The 22,349-nt window shown below is 63.2% G+C and carries 17 protein-coding genes and 1 tRNA gene; 11 read left to right on the top strand and 7 right to left on the bottom strand.

All coding sequences use genetic code 11. The features are described from left to right. Window positions 1–170 precede the first annotated feature (170 nt). Window positions 171–261: transfer RNA gene (locus tag BVH06_RS01075), tRNA-Ser, on the bottom strand. A 180-nt stretch (window positions 262–441) separates the two neighbouring features. On the opposite strand from BVH06_RS01075, the gene BVH06_RS01070 reads away from it, so the two are divergent. Next, window positions 442–1,110, top strand: coding sequence for a Bax inhibitor-1/YccA family protein (locus tag BVH06_RS01070; protein WP_075932881.1), 669 nt, complete (start codon window positions 442–444; stop codon window positions 1,108–1,110). Window positions 1,111–1,167: 57 nt separating this feature from the next. On the opposite strand, the gene BVH06_RS01065 is transcribed toward BVH06_RS01070, so the two are convergent. The 4 genes from BVH06_RS01065 to BVH06_RS01050 form a co-directional block, all read right to left on the bottom strand. After that, window positions 1,168–1,767, bottom strand: coding sequence for an START domain-containing protein (locus BVH06_RS01065; protein ID WP_075932880.1), 600 nt, complete (start codon window positions 1,765–1,767; stop codon window positions 1,168–1,170). Between the two features lie 29 nt (window positions 1,768–1,796). Then, the gene (locus BVH06_RS01060) at window positions 1,797–2,057 is read right to left on the bottom strand and encodes a YkgJ family cysteine cluster protein (RefSeq protein ID WP_070887505.1); all 261 of its coding nucleotides are present in this window, start codon (window positions 2,055–2,057) and stop codon (window positions 1,797–1,799) included. 79 nt (window positions 2,058–2,136) lie between these two features. Then, the gene (locus tag BVH06_RS01055; RefSeq protein WP_075932879.1) at window positions 2,137–4,044 is read right to left on the bottom strand and encodes a sensor histidine kinase; all 1,908 of its coding nucleotides are present in this window, start codon (window positions 4,042–4,044) and stop codon (window positions 2,137–2,139) included. Then, window positions 4,044–6,257: an EAL domain-containing protein gene (locus BVH06_RS01050; RefSeq protein WP_075932878.1), complete on the bottom strand. Its 2,214-nt coding sequence runs from the start codon at window positions 6,255–6,257 to the stop codon at window positions 4,044–4,046. The genes BVH06_RS01055 and BVH06_RS01050 overlap by 1 nt, the downstream gene beginning before the upstream one ends. A 176-nt stretch (window positions 6,258–6,433) precedes the next feature. Between BVH06_RS01050 and BVH06_RS01045 the strand changes: the two genes are divergently transcribed. After that, on the top strand, window positions 6,434–6,997 hold the full coding sequence (locus tag BVH06_RS01045; protein WP_075932877.1) for an exonuclease domain-containing protein: 564 nt from the start codon (window positions 6,434–6,436) through the stop codon (window positions 6,995–6,997). A 61-nt stretch (window positions 6,998–7,058) separates the two neighbouring features. Next, a complete protein-coding gene (locus tag BVH06_RS01040; RefSeq protein ID WP_070887319.1) occupies window positions 7,059–7,340 on the top strand; it encodes a pyrimidine/purine nucleoside phosphorylase in 282 nt (93 codons plus the stop codon). 72 nt (window positions 7,341–7,412) lie between these two features. Here BVH06_RS01040 and BVH06_RS01035 read toward each other — a convergent pair whose 3' ends face one another. Further along, the gene (locus tag BVH06_RS01035) at window positions 7,413–7,889 is read right to left on the bottom strand and encodes a DUF1289 domain-containing protein (RefSeq protein ID WP_075930165.1); all 477 of its coding nucleotides are present in this window, start codon (window positions 7,887–7,889) and stop codon (window positions 7,413–7,415) included. A gap of 396 nt (window positions 7,890–8,285) precedes the next feature. Between BVH06_RS01035 and acnB the strand changes: the two genes are divergently transcribed. Next, the gene (acnB, locus tag BVH06_RS01030; RefSeq protein ID WP_075932876.1) at window positions 8,286–10,895 is read left to right on the top strand and encodes a bifunctional aconitate hydratase 2/2-methylisocitrate dehydratase; all 2,610 of its coding nucleotides are present in this window, start codon (window positions 8,286–8,288) and stop codon (window positions 10,893–10,895) included. 302 nt (window positions 10,896–11,197) lie between these two features. Next, a complete protein-coding gene (locus BVH06_RS01025; RefSeq protein ID WP_075932875.1) occupies window positions 11,198–12,547 on the top strand; it encodes a pyridoxal-dependent decarboxylase in 1,350 nt (449 codons plus the stop codon). A 3-nt stretch (window positions 12,548–12,550) separates the two neighbouring features. Here BVH06_RS01025 and ampC read toward each other — a convergent pair whose 3' ends face one another. Continuing rightward, window positions 12,551–13,714 (bottom strand): class C beta-lactamase, encoded by a 1,164-nt coding sequence (ampC, locus tag BVH06_RS01020; RefSeq protein WP_075932874.1) that lies wholly within the window; start codon window positions 13,712–13,714, stop codon window positions 12,551–12,553. A 234-nt stretch (window positions 13,715–13,948) separates the two neighbouring features. Here ampC and alaC point away from each other — a divergent pair, with 234 nt between their 5' ends. From alaC to BVH06_RS00990, 6 genes are all read left to right on the top strand, one after another. Continuing rightward, window positions 13,949–15,193, top strand: coding sequence for an alanine transaminase (gene alaC, locus BVH06_RS01015; protein WP_075932873.1), 1,245 nt, complete (start codon window positions 13,949–13,951; stop codon window positions 15,191–15,193). A 72-nt stretch (window positions 15,194–15,265) separates the two neighbouring features. Beyond that, entirely contained in the window at window positions 15,266–16,666 is a 1,401-nt protein-coding gene (locus BVH06_RS01010; protein ID WP_075932872.1) for a sigma-54-dependent Fis family transcriptional regulator, read from the top strand. A 289-nt stretch (window positions 16,667–16,955) separates the two neighbouring features. Next, complete coding sequence (locus BVH06_RS01005; RefSeq protein WP_075932871.1) at window positions 16,956–18,347, top strand: GntP family permease; 1,392 nt, start codon at window positions 16,956–16,958, stop codon at window positions 18,345–18,347. Between the two features lie 110 nt (window positions 18,348–18,457). Further along, window positions 18,458–19,228, top strand: coding sequence for a 3-hydroxybutyrate dehydrogenase (locus BVH06_RS01000; protein WP_075932870.1), 771 nt, complete (start codon window positions 18,458–18,460; stop codon window positions 19,226–19,228). A gap of 46 nt (window positions 19,229–19,274) precedes the next feature. After that, a complete protein-coding gene (locus BVH06_RS00995) occupies window positions 19,275–21,230 on the top strand; it encodes an acetoacetate--CoA ligase (protein ID WP_075932869.1) in 1,956 nt (651 codons plus the stop codon). A 142-nt stretch (window positions 21,231–21,372) separates the two neighbouring features. Then, window positions 21,373–22,089 carry an ABC transporter substrate-binding protein gene (locus BVH06_RS00990; RefSeq protein WP_168172873.1) on the top strand — a complete coding sequence of 239 codons (717 nt, stop codon included), beginning with the start codon at window positions 21,373–21,375 and terminating at the stop codon, window positions 22,087–22,089. Window positions 22,090–22,349 lie beyond the last annotated feature (260 nt).

Genomic DNA, 22,349 nt, shown 5'->3' with positions numbered 1-22,349 from the left:
AAGGTTGGCTGAGCTGCGGGGAGGTATCGGAGGAATGTTTCTGGATCACCGTCCAAGGCCGGGAAGACCCAGGACGGTGAAGATTTCCAAAACCCGATATCCAGTGGATCGTAAGGCTGCTCCGCTTAAGTGAACAGCATTACGGCGAGTGCCGGGCTTTTTCTTGTATATGGTGGAGGGCCAGGGATTCGAACCCTGGGAACGCTATTAACGTTCGCCGGTTTTCAAGACCGGTGCATTCAACCGCTCTGCCAACCCTCCAGGTCGACATGAAATGCGTCGGCTCGCCGAAACATTCCTTTGCAACCTTGCAGGCTGCGGGCGGCATCTTACCGGAACGCAACACACTGTCAAACACTCTGACTTGGCAGTACCCAAGGCTCTGTTAAGATGCTTCTCGACCTTGGTCACGGACCAACAGCATTTACTAGGAGTGTCGCCATGCGCGAACAAGATTACGCACATAGCCCTTCACGGGTTGAACAAACCGCAGTCAGCAGCGTTCTGCGCAACACATACGGTTTGCTGGCCCTCACCCTGGCATTCAGCGGCATCGTGGCTTTCATGGCGCAGCGCGCCAATGTCCCCTACCCGAACATCTTCGTGGTACTGATAGGCTTCTACGGTCTGTTCTTCCTGACCGCCAAGCTGCGTGATTCCGGCTGGGGCCTGCTGTCGACGTTCGCCCTCACCGGCTTCATGGGTTACACCCTGGGCCCGATTCTCAACCGTTACCTGGGTATGGCCAACGGCGCCGAAGTCGTCAGCTCCGCATTCATGATGACGGCCGTTGTGTTCTGCGGCCTCTCGGCTTACGTGCTGACCACCCGCAAGGACATGAGCTTCCTGAGCGGTTTCATCACCGCCGGCTTCTTCGTTCTGCTCGGCGCGATCCTGGCCAGCTTCTTCTTCCAGATCAGCGGCCTGCAACTGGCGATCAGCGCTGGCTTCGTGCTGTTCTCATCGGCCTGTATCCTGTTCCAGACCAGCGCGATCATTCATGGTGGTGAGCGCAACTACATCATGGCGACCATCAGCCTGTACGTATCGATCTACAACCTGTTCGTCAGCCTGTTGCAGATCTTCGGCATCATGGGCGGCGACGACTGATCGTCACCCGCAAACAAGAACCCGCCTTTATGGCGGGTTTTTTATGGCCTGGAAAAATTACTGCTGGGCCTTTTGGCGCATGCCCTTGAGCGTATTGAAGGGCGCCTCGACCACGAACTTGTTGGACAGCCAAGAAGGCACGCTGCCACCTGGGTCAGTATGCGCTTCGTACACCACCTCAACCATGCCGTCGGGCTTGGGCGTCATCGTCCAGTGGCCTTCGACACTGGCAACGCGTACATAGCCCTTTTCCTCAGGGCGGTAATCAGGCACGCCGTGAAGGGTGCGGATCACGCTGCCATCGGCGCCCTGCTCGGTGGTGACCTCGATGATCGAATCCCGAGGCGTCACCGGCCATGGCGTGTTGAAGCGGGTGTAAGTCCAGCTCTTGCCACCTTCGTGCTTGAGCAACCGCTGCTCCTGACACTCGTGGATCCAGGCACAGGAAGCCACCACGTCCTCCTGCAACGCCCTGAGCTTGGCCACGTCGGTCTTGATCAGGGTTACGCCGCGGTAAGCCTTGTAGGGAGAGCCGGCCACTTCGCTGAGGTAGACCTTGATGCCCTCCTCGTCTTTGGCCAAGCGCCAGTCCTCGGCATGGGCGGCAGAGGCGATGCACAGCGCCGTACTTGCTAGCAATAAACGGGTCAACGACATTTTATTCTCCGGAGTTTGCCTGTAGAGCGTCAGACAGCCGTTGCCGTAGCACCTTCCAGCCAGGCCAGCAGGCGGATGGCTTCTTCACGGCTATTACCGCAGACAGCGAAATCCGCTGAAAATGCGGCGCACACGGCGGGTCGATCCTCGCGCCCGAAGATCGAACAACGGTTGTCCTCGGCCAGATTCACGCAGCGCTCGCCAGCAGCCTTGCCATTGGGCATGCCGGGAATGAAGGAACTGATCGACGGGGAGATGCAGCAGGCGCCACAACCAGGACGGCATTGCATGGAACGGACCTCGAACAAGAAGCATGCAGCAGACGGCGGCGATTCTAGCCTGCCGCTTCACCGGCCGGCAGCCCCTCAGTCAGTTCAGGTCGAAGCGAATCCTGAAGCGCGATCCCTCTCCCGGTGTGCTGTCGACTTCCAGTTCGGCACCGAGCACATCCACCGCCAGCTGATGGGTGATGTGCAAGCCCAGGCCGGTACCACCCTGGCCGCGCCGGGTGGTGAAGAACGGGTCGAATATCTTGCCCAGCAGTTCCTCGTCCATGCCCCGACCGTCGTCGATGATCTCGATGACGCATTGCCCTCGTTCGTCATCGACCTGGCCACGCACGATGACCAAGCCTTTCACACCAGGGTCGAAGGCATGAACCAGCGCATTGTCGACGAGGTTCTGCACGACTTGCCCGAGGGGCCCCGGGTAGCTGTCCAGCACTATGTCCGGGGCAACCTCCACCGCGATCCGGTGGTCGTTCTGACGTAATTTCGGTTGCAGCAGCAATACCACCTCATCCACCAGCTCGCGCAGGCCGAAGCGACGCCGTTCCGTACTGGCGCGGTCGGTAGCCAGTTGCTTGAATGCACGGGTCAGCTGCGACATCCGCTCCAGACTGATCAGAATGATGCTCAGGCCATCATCGGTACGCTGCACGAAACGCTCCAGGGTAGTGCGCTTCAGCCCTTCGCGCATCGCCACCTGAAACTCCTGGCTGGCTCGCTCCAGGGTCGACGCTGCCACGCTGGCGGCGCCAATTGGCGTATTCAATTCATGGGCGACGCCGGCGACCATGGTACCGAGGGACGACAGCTTTTCAGCCTGCAACAAGGCGCGGCGTGTGCGCTGCAATTGTTCGACGGTACGCTGCAGCTGCTCGTTGCTGGCTGCCAGCGCCCTGCTGCTCACATGCAACCCGTGCTCGGCCCGCAAGCGTTCAGCTTCATCGATGGCTCGCCTTACGCTGATCAGAAGCCCGACTCCTTGCAGCACGCTGAAGAACAGTAGAACGCGCCACACCACATCCCAGCGCAATTCGCTCAAATTCCGGGCAGGCAAGTGAGACAGCAACAGCCAATGGTCCGCGGCGTTCGAGGTTGCCGAAGCGGCATCGCTCGGCCGGAAGTGACTGTAGGCCCAGAAGCCTGCCGCATCGATGAACGAGCCGCGCTGTTCGTTCTGCAAGCGCCGCCAGCTTGATGGCTGGTGGCTGGCAAGGGTCAGATCGGGCTTGCCAAGCAAGAAGCCCCAGGCGTGCTCCGGGCTCTCGCCCAGCATCCAGTAGCCTTCGTGATCGAGCAGTTGTAACGATCCTCCATATGCCACGGATGTTTCGCGCAAACGCTCCAACATCCGTTCGGCACGGTAGTCGAGGATCAGGATGCCGCGCCGCTCACCGCGCTCGCTGAACACCGGCACCGCCGCGCGCAGGATTGGCACCAGGGTCTCGACGGAACCATCAGGCCGGTAATGACGTTCCAGGTCGAAACGCGACAGGTACGACTCGCCTTTGTAGAGATGCATGGTTTCCACGAAGTAATAGGCAGCCGAGTCATTCTGCAAATCAGCCAACTCGACCTGGCGCGCCTTTCCCGACACGTTGTCGATGCGCACCCGCTCCATTCCGTGTTCATCGAGCCAGCGAATATGCTGGTAGTTACCACGGCTATTTGAAAACTCGGCGAACAGCTCACTCAATGCAGCGTAGCTATCATCGGAGGCATGCCTCACGGCCCGGTTCAGCAGGGGCTGCTGACTGAGGAACTGCAAATCACCGCGCAAGCTCGACAGATGCCGTTCCAGAACCGCCACGCCCTCGTTCAAGCTGTCGGTCTGCGCCTCGAGCAGCGGTTCCAGCCGGTCATTGAGCATGCGATCGTAGAGCAACAAGCTGAGCACGATGATCAGCAGGGACCACGGCAGGAACAGCACCAGCAGGTTACGCGGCAGCGGCCTGGACAGCGCCGTTCGCCAACCGGCGATGCGGCGACCCATCACCGTTGCGAACGCTCGCCCAGCCAGCCTAACAGCCGCTCCAGCGGCATTGGCCTGGCGTACAGATAGCCCTGGGCCTCCAGGCAATCATGGCGTTTCAGCCATTCGGCCTGTTGCTGGTTTTCTACCCCTTCGGCAATCACTGTCATACCGACCCGTCGGGCAATGTGGATGATCGCTTCAGCGATCGCCTGGCCATCGTCCTCGGCACGCAGTTCCTCGACGAAACTGCGGTCGATCTTCAAGCGATCCGCCGGTAACTGGCGCAGGTAGCTGAGCGACGAGAAGCCGGTGCCGAAGTCGTCGATGGCCACCTTGACGCCCATGGCACGCAGCGCCAGCAGTTGCTCGCAAACCTGCTCGAACGAGCGCATGGCCACCGACTCGGTGATCTCCAGCTCGACCTGAGCCGCACTCACGCCAGCGGCCTCCAGATGCAGGGTGAACCGCTCGATGAAATCGCGCTGCAGCAGTTGCGTCGCCGATACATTGATCGCCACGCGGATGTCGCGATAGCCGGCTTCAGCCAGGCGTCGGGCCGCCTGCAAGCCCAGGCGCATGAGCAGGTCGCCCAGCGGCAGGATGTAGCCAGTGGCCTCGGCCAGTGGAATGAACTCGAGCGGCGCAATGGCTTTGCCGTCGGCTTGGTACCATCGGGCCAAAGCCTCTACGCCGGTGACCACGCCAGTGCGCAGATCCACCTGGGGTTGCAGTTCGATGCTGATCAGGTCGCTGGCCACTGCGTCGCGCAGCGCCAGCAGCAGCCGAAACGACTCGGCATGGGCGCTCTGCAGTTGGCGGTCGTGCACCACATGCTGATCGTGGCCCAGCTGCTTGGCCTGCTTGAGGGTCAGCCGCGCATCCTGCAGGGCAACGCTGGCGGTGTCCTCGAAATCGCGCAAATACAGGGTGACGCTGCTCAGGCTGTGCACTTGGCCCAGCTCGTAAGGCCGGTTGGGGCGCCGGAACAAGGCCACGATATCTTCGGCACGCACCTGATCCTCCGGGCCCAGCACAGCGAACAGGTCATCGCGCACGCGGGCGATCAGCACGTTGCCGTCGAACGCATCACGCAGGCGGTTGGCCACCAAACCGAGGATGAAATCCCCGTAGCCGGTACCGAAAGCGGTGTTGGCGCCGGAGAAGTTGTCGATATCGAGCAGCACCAGCACCCGCTCGTTCTTGTTCGGGCTGCTCAGGGTCATGTCGAGCATGCGGATCAGCGCATTGCGATTGGGGATCTTCAGCAAATCGTCCTGGTAGGCCATCTCTTCGAGGCGGCTGAACAGCGCCACGTTGTAGAGCCCTCGGCTGATGCTGGCGCTGAACACTTCGAGCAGTTCCAGCTCGGTGTCGTCCAGCGTGCGCTCGGTGGCCACGTAGCAGGCGTAGTCCGCGCCCGCCTGAAAGCGTGGGAAGAACAGCACCGTGCAATCATCGAAACGCAACGTGGCCTGTTTTTGCAGAGAGCAGCGCAGCGCACTGGCCACCGCGTCGTCGCCAAGACCATTGAGATTGCCGTCGATGGAGCCGTAAAAGCGGCCACTGGCACTGATCACATAGGCGTCGGGAAGCTCGCCGGGGCTGGCATCATGGGCCTTTACGCAGACGATGCCTTCAGCCTGCAGATCGAGCAGCGAGGCGATTTCGGAAAGAATCTTGGCCGACAGTTCACGGGTGTTCTTCGAGCAGAACAGCGCATTGCTGGACTCGACGATCATCTGCAGGCCGCGGCGTGCCCGCGCGGTAGCCCTGAGTTGCGAGTAGCTGCGCAGCCCGGCGGTGAGCACGGTGCGCAGGCGTTCGGCGCTGAGTTCGCTCTTGGACCAGTAGTCGTTGATGTCGTAGTCGCGCATCACGCTCTGCACCGGCGCCATGCCCGGTTCGCCGGTCAGCAGCACGATACGGATCTCGGCGTTGCCGATGACTTCGCGCAGGGTCTTGACCAGGCGCAGGCCGGCGTCTTCGGTTTCCATCACCACATCGAGCAGTACCAGGGCGAAATCCTGCTGCTCGGCCAGCAACATGGCGGCTTCGCGGTTGCTGAACGCCTGCTGGATCTCGACACGCCGGCCGAGGATATCCATCTCGCTGATCGCAAAGGCGGTTGCGCGCTGGAAGTCAGGATCATCATCAACGGTCAGGATGCGCCACGCCGGATGGCTGTTGTCACCAACCGGCTCGTCATCTGAAAACACCACGGAATCATCCATGAACACACTCACCTATCACGCGGAAATAGAGAACCACGATCTTGCGTACGCAAGTATAGCCAGCGCCGCAAAGACACAATGTCCATGATGGCATTTCGTATATGGCACGAATCGCACCACTCGTCGGTCTGAGCACTGAGCGAACATGACCGGACGACAGCAGACAAGGAGAGGCAATGGGGTATTGGCTGGTCATCGACCTGGAAGCCACCACCGAAGAAGGCGGCTGGCCGGTGGAGCATATGGAGGTCATCGAGATCGGTGCCAGCCTGGTCAACGCCAGCGGCCACGAGATCGATCATTTCCAGCGTTTCGTGCGGCCCATGCGCCGCCCCCTGCTCACCCGCTTCTGCCGGCAACTCACTCACATCAGCCAGGCGGAGGTGGATGGCGCCGTCACCTTGCCGGTGCTGTGGCCGCAATTCGAGCGCTGGCTGCAGCCCCATCACCCTCGGCTGCAGGGTTGGTGCAGTTGGGGCGATTATGATCGCCAGCAGCTCGAACAAGACTGGCAGCGCCATGACCTCGCCAGCAGCCTGCAGGCGCTGCCGCATCTCAACCTCAAGCGCCGCTTCGCCGAAGAACGGCAGCTGCCCCGCCCCGTTGGCCTGAACGCGGCGCTACAACTGGCCGGTTTCAACTTCAGCGGCCAGCAGCACCGCGCCCTGCACGATGCACGCAATACCGCTCGTCTGCTGCCCCTGGTGATGACCGAGCGAAGCGGCGCGCGCAATACGTGACGCCGTCCAACGCCTTGGGCATACTTGCCAGCCCTTTATTCTGCCGCTCACGAGGATGCACATGTTCAAGGTCAACGAGTATTTCGACGGCACCGTCAAATCCATCGCGTTCGGCATGGCAGAAGGCCCGGCCACCATTGGCGTGATGGCGGCGGGCGAGTATGAATTCGGCACCGGCCAGCTGGAGATCATGCACGTGATCGCCGGCGCCCTGACCGTCAAGCTGCCGGGCAGCGACAACTGGGAAACCTTCACCGCCGGCAGCCGTTTCACCGTGCCGGCCGACAGCAAGTTCCAGCTCAAGGTCGAACAGGACACCGCGTACCTGTGCGAATACCGCTGATAGCTCCTGCAACAAGAAGAAGCCCGGCCAAGTGCCGGGCTTCTTGCATTAATGAGGCCTACTCGCGCCCCGTCAGACGCGCAGCTCCATGCCTTCCTTGAGAAAGCGTGGCGCGATATAGCGTTCGAAGTGCGCCTCGGACAGCAGGAAGAACTCGCGGTCGATGGCATCGCGCAGATCGGGCAACTCCCAATCGCGAAATTCGGGTAGCAACACGATGCCGTATGCCTCGAGTTGGGAAATCACCCGCGCGCCGCGTGCCAACAATTGATAAGCCCAACAGTACGCCGACTGCTGAGGAACGAAGCGAATCTGCCGCTGTTGCAGCTGCTTGAGCAGCAGCGCCTCGTCGAACACCTCCAGCTTGGCGGTCATCACCTGTACCAGCAGCATTTCCAGGCGCAGCCACACCGACTGTTTTTCCTCGTCGCTGTAGCCGTTCCAGTTGATCACCTCGTGGTGGAAGCGCTTGCAGCCACGGCATACGGAATCCCCGAAAACCGTGGAGCACAGGCCTATGCAAGGCGTCTTGATACGTTGATTGGGCATGCGTTGAATCGATACACCGGACAATGAAGGATGCATCTTAGCCCTTTGTCTAATGGGGATCACCCCAGAGGCCGATGGGTCTTTCACTTAACTTCGCGCGAAGATTCGGCTAGAATCAGCGCGCCTTGCGAAAGGCGCCAATGTCCGTTGGAAGCTGTTTTCAAAGCGTCACGAGCACAGTCGATCCTGCAGCACGATAGTTGGCGTGGTCACCCTCAGGCCATGCCAGCCCTCATCAGACCCCGTTCTGCAGGCGTAAAACTTTGAAAGCAGCTTCCGGATGGAAGTATCGAAACCATCGTGCTCAGCCCATGAGGCTGCGCGACGGATGTGTTTGATGCATTCCTGCATGCGTCCCGGACTTCCCATTTGGGACCACTGATGAGGGTAATAACTGTGCTTGAAGCCTACCGCAAACACGTAGCAGAGCGTGCCGCCCAGGGTATCGTGCCCCAGCCGCTAAACGCCGAACAAACTGCCGGTCTCGTCGACCTGCTGAAGAACCCGCCGGCCGGCGAAGAAGAATTCCTCCTCGATCTGATCACCAATCGCGTGCCCCCAGGCGTCGACGAAGCGGCTTACGTGAAGGCCGGCTTCCTGTCCGCCATCGCCAAAGGTGAAGCCACTTCCCAGCTGCTCGACAAGAAGCGCGCCACCGAACTGCTCGGCACCATGCAGGGCGGCTACAACATCGCCACCCTGGTCGAGCTGCTCGATAGCGCCGAATTGGGCGCCATTGCCGCCGAACAGCTCAAGCACACCCTGCTGATGTTCGACGCCTTCCACGACGTGGCCGAAAAGGCCAAGGCCGGTAACGCCAATGCCGAGGCCGTGCTGGAATCCTGGGCTGCCGGTGAGTGGTTCACCAAGCGTCCGGCGATTGCCGAGAAGTACAGCCTGAGCGTCTTCAAGGTACCGGGCGAAACCAACACCGACGACCTATCGCCGGCTCCGGACGCCTGGTCGCGCCCTGACATCCCGCTGCACGCTCTGGCCATGCTGAAAATGGCCCGCGACGGCATCGTTCCCGAGCAGCCTGGCTCCATCGGCCCGCTGAAGCAGATCGAAGAAGTACGCGCCAAAGGTTTCCCGGTCGCCTACGTCGGTGACGTGGTCGGTACCGGCTCCTCGCGTAAGTCCGCCACCAACTCGGTGCTGTGGTTCTTCGGCGACGACATTCCTTATGTGCCGAACAAGCGCGCCGGTGGCTTCTGCTTCGGCTCCAAGATCGCTCCGATCTTCTACAACACCATGGAAGATGCCGGCGCCCTGCCGATCGAGTTCGACGTGTCGAACATCGAAATGGGCGACGTGATCGACGTCTATCCGCACGCTGGCAAGGTCTGCAAGCACGGCACCGACGAAGTCATCACCACCTTCGAACTGAAGACGCCGGTTCTGCTCGATGAAGTTCGCGCTGGCGGCCGTATTCCGCTGATCGTCGGCCGTGGCCTGACCGACAAGGCTCGTGCCGAGCTGGGCATGGGCCCGACCGACCTGTTCGCATTGCCGGAAGCGCCGGTCGACACTGGCAAGGGCTACACCCTGGCGCAGAAGATGGTCGGCAAGGCCTGTGGCCTGCCGGAAGGCAAAGGCGTTCGCCCGGGCACCTACTGCGAACCGAAGATGACCACCGTCGGCTCCCAGGACACCACTGGCCCGATGACCCGCGACGAGCTGAAAGACCTGGCGTGCCTGGGCTTCTCCGCTGATCTGGTCATGCAGTCGTTCTGCCACACCGCGGCCTATCCGAAGCCGATCGACGTCACCACCCACCACACCCTGCCGGACTTCATCCGCACCCGTGGCGGCGTGTCCCTGCGCCCTGGCGACGGCATCATCCACAGCTGGCTGAACCGCATGCTGCTGCCCGACACAGTCGGCACCGGTGGCGACTCGCACACCCGTTTCCCGATCGGCATCAGCTTCCCGGCCGGTTCCGGCCTGGTCGCCTTCGCCGCTGCCACCGGCGTCATGCCGCTGGACATGCCCGAGTCGATCCTGGTTCGCTTCAAGGGCAAGCTGCAGCCTGGCATCACCCTGCGTGACCTGGTTCATGCCATCCCTTACTACGCCATCCAGAAGGGCCTGCTGACCGTCGAGAAGAAAGGCAAGAAGAACGCCTTCTCCGGCCGCATCCTGGAAATCGAAGGCCTGGACGAGCTGACCGTCGAGCAGGCGTTCGAGCTCTCCGACGCCTCGGCCGAGCGCTCCGCTGCCGGTTGCACCATCAAGCTGCCGGAAAAGGCCATCGCCGAGTACCTGAAGTCGAACATCACCCTGCTGCGCTGGATGATCAGCGAAGGCTACGGTGATGCACGCACCATGGAGCGTCGCGCGCAGGCCATGGAAGCCTGGCTGGCCAACCCGGAACTGCTGTCCGCCGACGCCGATGCCGAGTACGCCGAAATCATCGAAATCGACCTGGCCGACGTCAAGGAGCCTGTGCTCTGCGCGCCGAACGACCCAGACGACGCGCGTTTGCTGTCGACCGTTCAGGGCGAGAAGATCGACGAAGTGTTCATCGGCTCGTGCATGACCAACATCGGTCACTTCCGCGCTGCCGGCAAGCTGCTCGACAAGGTCAAGGGTTCCATTCCGACCCGTCTGTGGCTGTCGCCGCCGACCAAGATGGACGCTCACCAGCTGACCGAAGAAGGCTACTACGGCATCTACGGCAAGGCCGGTGCCCGCATGGAAATGCCGGGTTGCTCGCTGTGCATGGGTAACCAGGCACGTGTGGCGGCGAACTCCACCGTGGTATCGACCTCGACGCGTAACTTCCCGAACCGTCTGGGCGATGGCGCCAACGTGTACCTGGCATCGGCCGAACTGGCCGCTGTCGCTTCGATCATCGGCAAACTGCCGACCGTCGAGGAGTACATGGAGTACGCGAAGAACATCGACAGCATGGCTGCCGACGTTTACCGCTACCTGAGCTTCGACCAGATCGCCGAGTTCCGCGAAGCCGCGGCGAGCGCGAACATCCCGGTCGTTCAAGCCTAAGGCGTCACCCGCGTCAAAAGGAGCCCCGCCCAGTGCGGGGTTTTTTTATGGCTCTTCGCAATACGCCGGGCACCGAATGACATGGGAGCGGCTTCAGCCGCGAGCCCTTCACAGGCTGTGGCGGATGCCCGGCCCGCTCCCCACAAGGACACATTTCCCCTGAGAATTAGCGCGAACTGTACCGGATACAGCTGTGCTGGCCGTCCCGCTGTAGGGGACATGCAGCCGTGGGCTGTATCTGACAGGTAGCCACGGCCCTCGGTTAGGGTTGCATATCGCCGCCACCTGCCGAGACCCGCCCCATGCGCAACGCCGAACACGCCCTGCTGACCGACGCCGACCGCCGCGCCATCGCCTATAACGACTCCCTGGAGCAGCGCCGGGTCTATCCCCACGAGAGCGCCATCGCCGCCCTGGATGCCTTCGACCAGCCTCTGCCAACCACGGGAGAAGATGCCGGACAGGTGCTGCACGCACTCGATGAACTCGGCTCGCCCGCCACCGTTACCAGTAACGGGCCGCGCTATTTCGGCTTCGTGATCGGCGCCACCCTGCCTGCCGCCGCAGCCGCCGAACGGATGGTGCTGGCCTGGGATCAATGCGCGTCATCCGCGGACGGCTCGCCCATCGCCGACAAACTGGAAAAGGTCGCCGCCCACTGGGTCTGCGAGGCACTCGGCCTGCCAGGCGAAAGCGCCGTCGGCTTCGGCACCAGCGCCACCGCCTGCACCCTCGCCTGCCTGGCAGCCGCACGTCGCACGTTGCTGGCCAGGCAGGGCTGGGATTTCGACCAAGACGGCTTGATCGGCGCCCCGGAAATCCGCGTGGTGATTTCCGAAACCGCCCATATCACCGTGAAGAAGGCGCTGCGCGTGCTGGGTTTCGGCATGCGCCGGCTGCTTCTGGCACCGGTGGATCAGTACGGTCGCATCGATCCGGCCCGGCTCCCCGAACTGGACGAGCGTACCGTGCTGATTCTGCAGGCTGGCGAGGTCAATACCGGCGAGTTCGACCGCTTCGCCGAACTGATCCCCAGGGCCAAGGCCGCTGGTGCCTGGGTGCATGTCGATGGCGCCTTTGGGCTGTGGGCGCGGGCGTCGTCCTCGGCCGGGCTGGCCGACGGCGTGGACCTGGCGGACAGCTGGACCACCGATGGCCACAAGTGGCTGAACACCCCCTACGACAGCGCCATGGCCATCTGCCGTGACGGTGACGCCCTGGCCGCTGCGATGAACAGCGACGCCGCGTACGCCATGGCCTCGAAGGACTCGCAAAAGAACCTGACCCTGGAGTTCTCGCGTCGCGCGAGGGGCGTGGCGATCTGGGCAGCGCTGGCCAACCTGGGCCGCGATGGCCTGGCCGAGATGATCGACCGGCACATCCGCCAGGCCGGGCGCCTCGCCAAGGCGCTTCGTGCCGGTGGATACCAGGTGCTCAACCGGGTGCGCCTCAACCAGGTGCTGGTACGCGCCGATTCGGACGAACAGACCACGGAGATTCTCCAGGCCGCCCAGGCGTCTGGTGAAGCCTGGTTCGGGTCAACCGTCTGGCAGGGGCGGCCGGCCTTTCGCCTGAGCGTCAGTTCCTGGCGCACCACGGACGCCGATATCGACGCCTTGATCGCCCTGCTCCTGCGCCTGAAAGACGCCTGAGCCTCAACGGTCAGCTTTCAAGACCTGCTGCAGCAGCTTGAAGGACGCATCGACCCGGGCCTCGAGCGGCACGTTGCGGTTGGCCAGCAGCACCACGCCGATGCGCTCGTCCGGCACGAAGGCAGCGTAACCGCCAAAGCCGTTGGTCGAGCCGGTCTTGCCGAACAGCACGCCCTGCTCGCTCGTTTCAGGCTCAGGCAGACGGGTAGCCGGTTGCGCCTCAAGCGCCATCGAAGGCGCGTTGCCCGCCAGCAGTTGCTCACGGGAAACGGGCCAGGGATAGCGCTCCCACACCATCGCCTGGGTGAAGCGCTCGGTGCGAGTCACGCCCTGATGCGTCGTCTTTATCGCGGCAGCCAGTGGCGCTGGTACCTGGGTTTCGCCCAGGTTGATATCGACGAAACGCAGCATGTCGTCGATGTTGGACTTCAGGCCATAAGCCTCGGCATCCAGCACGCCAGGGCTGACGCGAATGGCCTTGTTGTCCTGCCGCGCATAGCCATAGGCGTAATTCGGCATCTGCGCCGCAGGCACCTGAACATGGGTATGGTTCAGCGCCAGCGGAGCGAGCACCTGATCGTGCAACGCCTTGGCATAGGACTCGCCGAACGCCTGGGCGGACACCCGCCCCAGCAGGCCGATGCTGACATTGGAATAGGAGCGCTCGTGACCGGCGCCCGTGGTCGGTTTCCATTGCCGCAGCCAGTTCAGCAGGCCGTTGTCATCCTTGACCTGATCCGGCACCTGCAACGGCATACCGCTGCTCTGGTGGGTGGCCAGATCCATCAGGCTCAGCTCACCTGCGGGGCTTCCCTGCAGCGACGGCATGCGGGCAGCGAGCCGGTCATCGAGCGACAGCAGCGAGCGCTGCCGAGCCAGCGCCGCCAGGGTGACGTTGAAGGTCTTGCTCAACGAGCCCAGCTCGAACAGTGTCTCGCGGGAAACCGCCCTGGCCGCCTCACGGTTCGCCAGGCCTTTGGTGAACACGTAGTGCTTGCCTTGCCAGGTCACGCCAACCGCGAGGCCAGGTATGTCGTACTCGGCCATCAGTGGCGCGAAGAGCGTGTCGGCCTCGGCCTGAAATTGCTGCTCGGTCAGGGCCGCGGCCGGCAGTGTCACGACGAGGCCGGCGGCGAGCAGGCCCAGAGCGATAGTGCGGTGAGTCATCGGGTAAGTTCTCTGTCCTGTTTATGGCGGCAACGGACCTGTCGCCGCCAAGGAGATGGGTCAAGATTCGAGTGGCGGCCAAGCATATCGTTCGAGGCGACCAGCAGACACTGCAGGAAAAGCTTTTGCAGGCACTCGACAAAGCCTGCGCCTGCCCTTATTGTCCGGCCAGGCCACCCCATGTGGCCAACGTCGCTCGGACGGTTCCGGGCGCTTACGTCTCTCGAGGAAAGCATGGCTGACCAGGCTTCGCGCCGCTTTGCGCGCATCGATCGTCTCCCCCCTTACGTTTTCAACATCACCGCTGAATTGAAGATGGCCGCCCGCCGCCGTGGCGAGGACATCATCGACCTGAGCATGGGCAACCCCGACGGCGCCACACCGCCGCATATCGTGGAGAAGCTGGTGCAGGTCGCCCAGCGTGAAGACACCCATGGCTATTCCACCTCCCGAGGCATCCCGCGCCTGCGCCGGGCCATTTCGCACTGGTACAAGGATCGCTACGAGGTCGACATCGACCCCGAAAGCGAAGCCATCGTCACCATCGGCTCCAAGGAAGGCCTGGCGCACCTGATGCTGGCCACCCTGGATCACGGCGACACGGTGCTGGTACCCAACCCCAGCTACCCGATCCACATCTACGGTGCAGTGATCGCCGGCGCCCAGGTGCGTTCGGTGCCGCTGGTGCCGGGCGTGGATTTCTTCATCGAGCTGGAACGGGCGATCCGCGAGAGCATCCCCAAGCCGAAGATGATGATTCTCGGCTTTCCGTCCAACCCGACCGCGCAGTGCGTGGAGCTCGACTTCTTCGAGCGCGTGGTGGCCTTGGCCAAGCAGTACAACGTGCTGGTGATCCACGACCTGGCCTACGCCGACATCGTCTACGACGGCTGGAAAGCCCCGTCGATCATGCAGGTACCGGGCGCCAAGGACATCGCCGTGGAGTTCTTCACCCTGTCCAAGAGCTACAACATGGCCGGCTGGCGGATCGGCTTCATGGTCGGCAACCCTGAGCTGGTCGGCGCCCTGGCGCGGATCAAGAGCTACCACGACTACGGCACCTTCACGCCGCTGCAGGTCGCGGCCATCGCTGCCCTGGAGGGCGACCAGCAGTGCGTGCGCGACATCGCCGAGCAATACCGCCAGCGCCGCAACGTGCTGGTCAAGGGCCTGCACGAGCTGGGCTGGATGGTCGAGAACCCCAAGGCCTCGATGTACGTGTGGGCGAAGATTCCCGACGCCTACGCTCATCTCGGCTCCCTGGAATTCGCCAAGAAGCTGCTGGCCGAGGCCAGGGTCTGCGTGTCGCCGGGCATCGGCTTTGGCGACTATGGCGACGATCACGTGCGCTTCGCGCTGATCGAGAACCAGGATCGCATTCGTCAGGCGGTGCGCGGCATCAAGGCGATGTTCCGTGCCGACGGGCTGATCGACGCGCCTGCAGTGAAAACCCCGCGCAAGGCCAGCGAAGCGGGCTGACCGCCACGGCGCGGCACCGCAAGGGTGCCGCGCCGCGTTATGATCGGCGCTCACCCCGCAGACGAGCGCGCCATGCAGGACCTCGGCAACTACCCCCACATTCGCCAGTCGGCCATCCGTTCGCTGTTCGAGATCTTCGAGCAATCCAGCGAAGGCACCATCATCGTCGACCGCGACGCCCATATCGTCTGGATGAACGAGCGCTACGCCCAGCGCTTCGGCCTGCAAAGCGCCAGCGAAGCCATCGGCCGCCCGTGCGAAAGCGTGATCCCCGGCAGCCTGTTGCGCGATGTGGTGAACAGCGGCAGGCCGATCCTGCTGGACATGATGGACACGCCCCGCGAACCGCTGGTGGTCATGCGCCTGCCCATCCATGACGACGCCGGCCAGGTGATCGGCGCCATCGGCTTCGCCCTGTTCGACGAACTGCAATCGCTGTCACCCCTGCTGGCCCGCTATCAACGCATGCAGCAGGAACTGGCCTCGACCCGCTCGCAGCTCAAGTCGCGCCAGGCCAAATACAGCTTCGCGCAGTTCATCGGTACCAGCGCCCGCAGCCTGGAGGTCAAGCGCCTGGCACGGCGCAGCGCGACCAGCGACTCGGCGGTATTGCTGCTGGGCGAGACCGGCACTGGCAAGGAACTGCTGGCCCACGCCATTCACAATGCCTCGCCACGGGCCAGCAAGCCGTTCGTCAGCCTGAACACCGCGGCGATCCCGGAAACCCTGCTGGAAGCCGAGTTCTTCGGCACCGCGCCGGGCGCCTTCACCGGCGCCGACCGCAAGGGCCGCGCCGGCAAGTTGCAGATCGCCCACGGCGGCACGCTGTTTCTCGACGAGATCGGCGACATGCCCCTGCCCTTGCAGAGCAAACTCTTGCGGGTGCTGCAGGAAAAGGAGTTCGAGCCGGTGGGCTCCAATGAGGTGCTGCGCAGCGATGTTCGGCTGATCGCTGCCACGTCAATCGATCTGGAAGCGGCGGTGCGCAAGGGCATCTTTCGCGCCGACCTGTACTACCGGCTCAACGTGCTGACCCTCGACGTGCCGCCGTTGCGCGAGCGCCTGGAGGACTTGCCGGCGCTGTGCGAGGCGATCTTCGATGCGCTGCAGGGCCGCCACGAGCTTCACCCCGAAGCCATGGCCCTGCTCGGTCGCCACGCCTGGCCGGGCAACGTGCGTGAGCTGCACAACGTACTGGAGCGGGCCTGCGTGCTCAGCGACGACACCATGCTCGACGCCGCGGCTATCGCCACCGCGATCGGCACCCTGCATCCGTTGCCAGAAAACCAGGACATCGTTGCGCAAACCGATGAAGTCGAAGACTTCCATCAGGCCCGCGCCAATTTCGAACGGGAGTTGATCCGCAGGGCGCTGGCTGTCACCGCGGGCGATGTGCCGCAAGCTGCGCAGCGCCTGGGCTTGGGGCGCTCCACCCTGTACCGGAAAATGCTTGAGCTGGGTCTTTCGTCCTGATTTCGGGACTCGTCCCATTTCAGGGATTGACGTGAATACCACGCTGGCCGGGGTCAACTCACTGTTTCCGTCCTGAAGTTGGGACAAGGGAAGCCGTGTACTAGCACCAGGTTAATAAAACCTTTTAAATTCAGTAATTTAAAAACTGGCACAGAACTCGCTATAGCCAGACTGCGGGCTTACCCGCCGCCGACAACAAAAACAAAAGCGCCCACAGCGCCTGAGCGAGTTACTCGAAGGCTAACGGCAGCCTGTCGATTCGCCGCGTTGCAGGGTCAGGAGATCGTCGATGAGTGTCATCATCGCCCTCGCTGCACTGGCTTTACTGATGCTGGCTGCCTACCGCGGCTACAGCGTCATTCTGTTCGCCCCCATCGCTGCGCTCGGCGCGGTACTGCTCACCGATCCCAGCGCCGTGGCACCCGCGTTCACCGGGGTGTTCATGGAGAAGATGGTCGGTTTCATCAAGCTTTACTTCCCGGTATTCCTGCTCGGCGCCGTGTTCGGCAAGCTGATCGAGCTGTCCGGCTTCTCACGCTCGATCGTCGCCGCCGCCATTCGCCTGCTGGGTACCGGCCAGGCGATGCTGGTGATCGTGCTGGTGTGCGCCCTGCTCACCTACGGCGGCGTATCACTGTTCGTGGTGGTGTTCGCGGTCTATCCGTTCGCCGCCGAGATGTTTCGCCAGAGCAACATTCCCAAGCGGCTGATTCCGGCGACCATCGCCCTCGGCGCGTTCAGCTTCACCATGGACGCCCTGCCCGGCACCCCGCAGATCCAGAACATCATCCCCACCACCTTCTTCAACACCACCGCCTGGGCCGCACCCTGGCTGGGCCTGATTGGCAGCCTGTTCGTGCTCGGCGTCGGCATGCTCTACCTGCGCCGCCAGCTGGGCAAGGCCTTGCGGGCTGGCGAGGGCTACGGCACCGAGCTGCGCAACGAGCCGGAAACCCCGGACGACATCAAGCTGCCCAGCCCATGGTTGGCCATCGCGCCGCTGATTCTGGTGGGCGTGGCCAACCTGCTGTTCACCCACTGGATTCCCGAGTTCTACGGCAAGACCCACAGCCTGCAATTGGCCGGCATGGCCGCGCCGCTGCAGACCGACGTCAGCAAGCTCACCGCCATCTGGGCCGTACAGGCCGCGCTGCTGCTGGGCATCCTGATGGTGCTGGTCAGCGCCTTCGGGGTGATCCGCGACAAGCTCGCCGAAGGCACCAAGAGCGCTGTCGGCGGCTCACTGCTGGCAGCGATGAACACCGCGTCGGAATACGGCTTCGGTGCGGTGATCGCCTCGCTGCCAGGCTTCCTGATCCTCGCCGATGCGCTCAAGGGCATCCCCGATCCGCTGGTCAACGAGGCGGTCACGGTCACCTTGCTGGCCGGCATCACCGGCTCGGCCTCGGGCGGCATGAGCATCGCCCTGGCGGCCATGTCCGACACCTTCATCGCCGCGGCCAACGCCGCCAACATTCCGCTGGAAGTCATGCACCGAGTCGCCTCCATGGCCAGCGGCGGCATGGATACCCTGCCCCACAACGGCGCGGTGATCACCCTGCTGGCGGTCACCGGGCTGACCCACCGCGAAGCCTACAAGGACATCTTCGGGATCACGATCATCAAGACCCTCGCGGTGTTTTTCGTGATCGGCGTCTTCTACACCACCGGCATCGTTTAGTCTGGTTGCGATCAGCTGCGCGTCGGCCCTGCAGGGCTCTAGCTCGCAAGATCGTTACGAGGCTCCTAACCCAACAGCGAAGCAATGCTTACTGCTAGTAAGGAGTTGTTATGAACCTCAAAGGCAAGACCGCACTGGTCACCGGCTCCACCAGCGGCATCGGCCTGGGTATCGCCCAGGTGCTGGCCGAAGCCGGCGCCGATCTGTTGCTCAATGGTTTCGGTGACGCTCAGGTGGCCATCGACAGCGTGGCCGCATCTGGCGGCAAGGTGCTTCACCACCCCGCGGACATGAGCGACCCAGAGCAGATCGAGGCAATGATCGCCTACGCCGAGCGCGAGTTCGGCACCATCGACATTCTGGTCAACAACGCCGGCATCCAGCATGTCTCGCCGGTGGAGGATTTTGCCCCGGAACGCTGGGACGCGATCATCGCCATCAACCTGTCCTCGGCCTTCCACACCACCCGCCTGGCGCTGCCCGGCATGCGCCAGCGCAATTGGGGGCGCATCATCAATATCGCCTCGGCCCACGGCCTGACCGCCTCCGCCGGCAAGAGCGCTTACGTGGCGGCCAAGCATGGGCTGGTCGGCCTGAGCAAATCGGTTGCGCTGGAAACCGCCACCACCGGCATCACCTGCAACGCCATCTGCCCCGGCTGGGTGCTGACCCCGCTGGTGCAGGCGCAGATCGACGCGCGCGCCGCCGAAAGCGGTGACAGCGAGGGTGAACGGCGCAATCTGCTGGCCGAGAAACAGCCCTCGCTGGAGTTCGTCACACCCCGGCAGCTCGGCGAGCTGGCGCTGTTCCTGTGCAGCGACGCGGCTGCTCAAGTGCGCGGCGCAGCCTGGAACATGGATGGCGGTTGGCTGGCGCAGTGACGCGCTAGACTGCAGCTCAAAACGACAAGAACCAAGAGGTAACCCCATGCAGCAACCGCTTTGGACGCCCACGGCAGCACGCATCGGCACCACCCGGATGGACGCCTTCCGGCGCTTCGTCAACAGCCGCCATGGCCTGGAACTAGCCGATTACCCGGCGCTGCACGCCTGGAGCGTGAGCGAGCGCGAGGCGTTCTGGCAGGCCATAGTCGAGGTCTTCGACGTGCGCTTCGACCAAGCGCCGCGGGCGGTGCTCGAAGAAGGCCCGGCGATGCCCAGCGCCCACTGGTTTCCGGGCGCTACGCTGAACTTCGCCGAACACCTGCTGCGCCGCCGTGACGACCACCCGGCCATCATCGCCATCGGCGAAGACGGCAGCCGCGAGCAACTCAGTTACGCACAACTGGCCACCCATGTCGCCGGCTTGCAGCGCAGCCTGCGCGCGGCTGGCGTGGGCATTGGCGATCGGGTCGCGGCCTTTATGCCCAACACTTGGCAAACGTTGGTCGGCATGCTCGCCACCGCGAGCCTGGGCGCCACCTGGTCGAGCTGCTCGCCGGACTTCGGCACTCAGGGCGTGATCGACCGTTTCGGGCAGATCGAACCCAAGGTGCTGATCGCCTGCGCCGGCTACCGCTACGCCGGCAAGAACCTCGACCTGACCGGCAAGCTCAACGAGATTCTCACCCACCTGCCGACCCTGCAGCAGTTGGTGGTGGTGCCCTACGCCAATACCAGTTGCCAGGCCGAAGACTTCAAGACCCAGGCGCAGGTCGCCTGCTGGGAGGATTTCTACCAGGCCCAGGGCGAGCCGACCTTCACCTCGGTGCCGTTCGCGCACCCGCTATATATCCTCTACTCCAGCGGCACCACCGGCGTGCCCAAGTGCATCGTCCATGGCGCTGGCGGCACGCTGCTGCAGCACGTCAAGGAGCTCGGCCTGCACAGCGACGTGACGGCCGAGGACACCCTGTTCTACTACACCACCTGCGGCTGGATGATGTGGAACTGGCTGGTTTCCGGCCTGGCTCTGGGCGCCACTCTGGTGCTGTACGACGGCTCGCCGTTCCATCCCGAGCCCACGCGGCTGATCGACCTGATCGACGCCGAACACATCAGCGTGTTCGGCACCAGCGCCAAGTTCATCGCCGCCCTGGAAAAGGCCGGTGCCAAGCCGCGAGAAACCCACGAACTGAGTCGCCTCAAGGCGATTCTCTCCACCGGTTCGCCCCTGGCCCACGAAAGCTTCGATTACGTGTACCGCGACATCAAGGCCGATGTCTGCTTGTCGTCCATTTCCGGCGGCACTGACATCGTCTCCTGCTTCGCCCTCGGCAACCCGGTATCGCCGGTGTACCGCGGCGAGATTCAGTGCAAGGGCCTGGGCATGGACGTGCAGGTGTGGGACGACGCCGGCAAGGCGGTGGTCGGCGAAAAAGGCGAGCTGGTCTGCGCCAGGCACTTCACCTCCATGCCGGTCGGCTTCTGGAACGACGCCGACGGCGAGAAGTTTCGCAGCGCCTACTTCGAGACCTTTCCCGGCGTCTGGGCCCACGGTGACTACGCCGAACAAACGCCCCACGGCGGGCTGATCATTCATGGCCGCTCCGACGCCGTGCTCAACCCAGGCGGCGTGCGCATCGGCACCGCCGAGATCTACCGCCAGGTGGAAAAGGTCGAGCAGGTCCTCGAATCCATCGCCATCGGCCAGGAGTGGGACGGCGACGTACGCGTCGTGCTGTTCGTGCGCCTGCGCGACGGCGTGACACTCGACGAAGCGCTGCAGAAACGGATCTGCCAGGTGATCCGCGCCAACACCACGCCGCGTCACGTGCCGGCACGCATCGTTGCGGTGGCCGACATTCCACGCACCATCAGCGGCAAGATCGTCGAACTGGCGGTGCGCAACGTGGTGCACGGCAAGCCGGTGAAGAATACCGATGCCCTGGCCAATCCCCAGGCGCTGGAGCTGTATCGCGACCTGCCGGCGCTGCAAAGCTAACGACCGCCCCCCGGCGCATGCCGGGGGATCACCTTGTCGGTGGCTGAAACATGAAGCGCTTCCCTGCCACCCTGCCAACGGTTCACAGATATCCTGCGCGACAGCTCCTATACTCGCGACATCCCCTCAAGGAATGCTCGCGTTGCGCCTTCTTGCATGCCTTCTGTCATTGCTGCTGCCCTACTCGCTAGCTGCCGAGCCACGCGCTATCCAGTTGTACATGCCGGATGCCGCGCCATTGGCACTGCACGGTGACGACGGCAATGGCATCACCGGTGACATCGCCATCATGGCGTTGCAACGAGCGGGCTATCGCGCCGTGGTTGAGAATGCCCCCTGGCCGCGCGCCCAGAAGCGTACCCAGGAGGCGCGTGACGTGATGATCGTGCCACTCTCGCGCACCCTGGAACGTGAAGAGCACTTTACCTGGGTCGCCAATATCCAACCGCTCTATCGCGCCTTCTTCACCCTCGGCAATCCGGTTTCCAGCCTGGAAGAAGCGCGCCAGCGTTATCGCCTGGTGGCTGTCGGTCTGGGCTCGGCGCAGGAAGAAATTCTCAGACGCGCCGGCTTCACCAGCGACCAGCTCTATCCCTTGAAACTGGGCGACCGGCCGATGCAGCTGGTCAGGCGCGGACGCGTGGATGCCTGGTTCACCACCGAACTGGAAGGCCGCCACCAGTGGGACAGCGGCCCGGCGCTGGCGATGAGTGCGCTGCTGGCGCCGCTGGACATGTACATCGCCTGCTCGCTGCAATGCGACCCGCACCTGGTCCAATCGGTCCACGACGCCCTCGAAGGCATGCGCGCCGACGGCAGCCTGCAGCGCATCATCGAACGCTACGTGCCGGACCGCTAAGGACCACCTTTAAGAATCTGCTGATAGTCTTTCAGCCCAGGTTCGCTGATTTTGGCAGGTAAGTGGCGAAAATGGACGGCCGACAGCCACTTGTGGGAACGGGCGGGGACGCCTAGTCCATGCCCGTGATTTCGCGGGCATGGACTAGGCGTCCCCGCCCGTTCCCACAGGTACTGCATCGATGTCCGCTGCTGCCTTGTTGTTGCCGCTTCAGGCGCACAAGGATCGTGACAGATTCTAAGTCGGTTGCCGCATTCAGG

It is taken from the genome of Pseudomonas sp. PA27(2017) (genome assembly GCF_001945445.1).
Taxonomy (GTDB): domain Bacteria; phylum Pseudomonadota; class Gammaproteobacteria; order Pseudomonadales; family Pseudomonadaceae; genus Aquipseudomonas.
This window is presented reverse-complemented; position numbering and strand designations above follow the sequence as displayed.

Bases quoted from the DNA above. Each gene is read 5' to 3' on its own strand.
- BVH06_RS01070 (WP_075932881.1), top strand. From the start codon at position 442: ATGCGCGAACAAGATTACGCACATAGCCCTTCACGGGTTGAACAAACC.
- BVH06_RS01065 (WP_075932880.1), bottom strand. From the start codon at position 1,767: ATGTCGTTGACCCGTTTATTGCTAGCAAGTACGGCGCTGTGCATCGCC.
- BVH06_RS01060 (WP_070887505.1), bottom strand. From the start codon at position 2,057: ATGCAATGCCGTCCTGGTTGTGGCGCCTGCTGCATCTCCCCGTCGATC.
- BVH06_RS01055 (WP_075932879.1), bottom strand. From the start codon at position 4,044: ATGGGTCGCCGCATCGCCGGTTGGCGAACGGCGCTGTCCAGGCCGCTG.
- BVH06_RS01050 (WP_075932878.1), bottom strand. From the start codon at position 6,257: ATGGATGATTCCGTGGTGTTTTCAGATGACGAGCCGGTTGGTGACAAC.
- BVH06_RS01045 (WP_075932877.1), top strand. From the start codon at position 6,434: ATGGGGTATTGGCTGGTCATCGACCTGGAAGCCACCACCGAAGAAGGC.
- BVH06_RS01040 (WP_070887319.1), top strand. From the start codon at position 7,059: ATGTTCAAGGTCAACGAGTATTTCGACGGCACCGTCAAATCCATCGCG.
- BVH06_RS01035 (WP_075930165.1), bottom strand. From the start codon at position 7,889: ATGCCCAATCAACGTATCAAGACGCCTTGCATAGGCCTGTGCTCCACG.
- BVH06_RS01025 (WP_075932875.1), top strand. From the start codon at position 11,198: ATGCGCAACGCCGAACACGCCCTGCTGACCGACGCCGACCGCCGCGCC.
- ampC (WP_075932874.1), bottom strand. From the start codon at position 13,714: ATGACTCACCGCACTATCGCTCTGGGCCTGCTCGCCGCCGGCCTCGTC.
- alaC (WP_075932873.1), top strand. From the start codon at position 13,949: ATGGCTGACCAGGCTTCGCGCCGCTTTGCGCGCATCGATCGTCTCCCC.
- BVH06_RS01010 (WP_075932872.1), top strand. From the start codon at position 15,266: ATGCAGGACCTCGGCAACTACCCCCACATTCGCCAGTCGGCCATCCGT.
- BVH06_RS01005 (WP_075932871.1), top strand. From the start codon at position 16,956: ATGAGTGTCATCATCGCCCTCGCTGCACTGGCTTTACTGATGCTGGCT.
- BVH06_RS01000 (WP_075932870.1), top strand. From the start codon at position 18,458: ATGAACCTCAAAGGCAAGACCGCACTGGTCACCGGCTCCACCAGCGGC.
- BVH06_RS00995 (WP_075932869.1), top strand. From the start codon at position 19,275: ATGCAGCAACCGCTTTGGACGCCCACGGCAGCACGCATCGGCACCACC.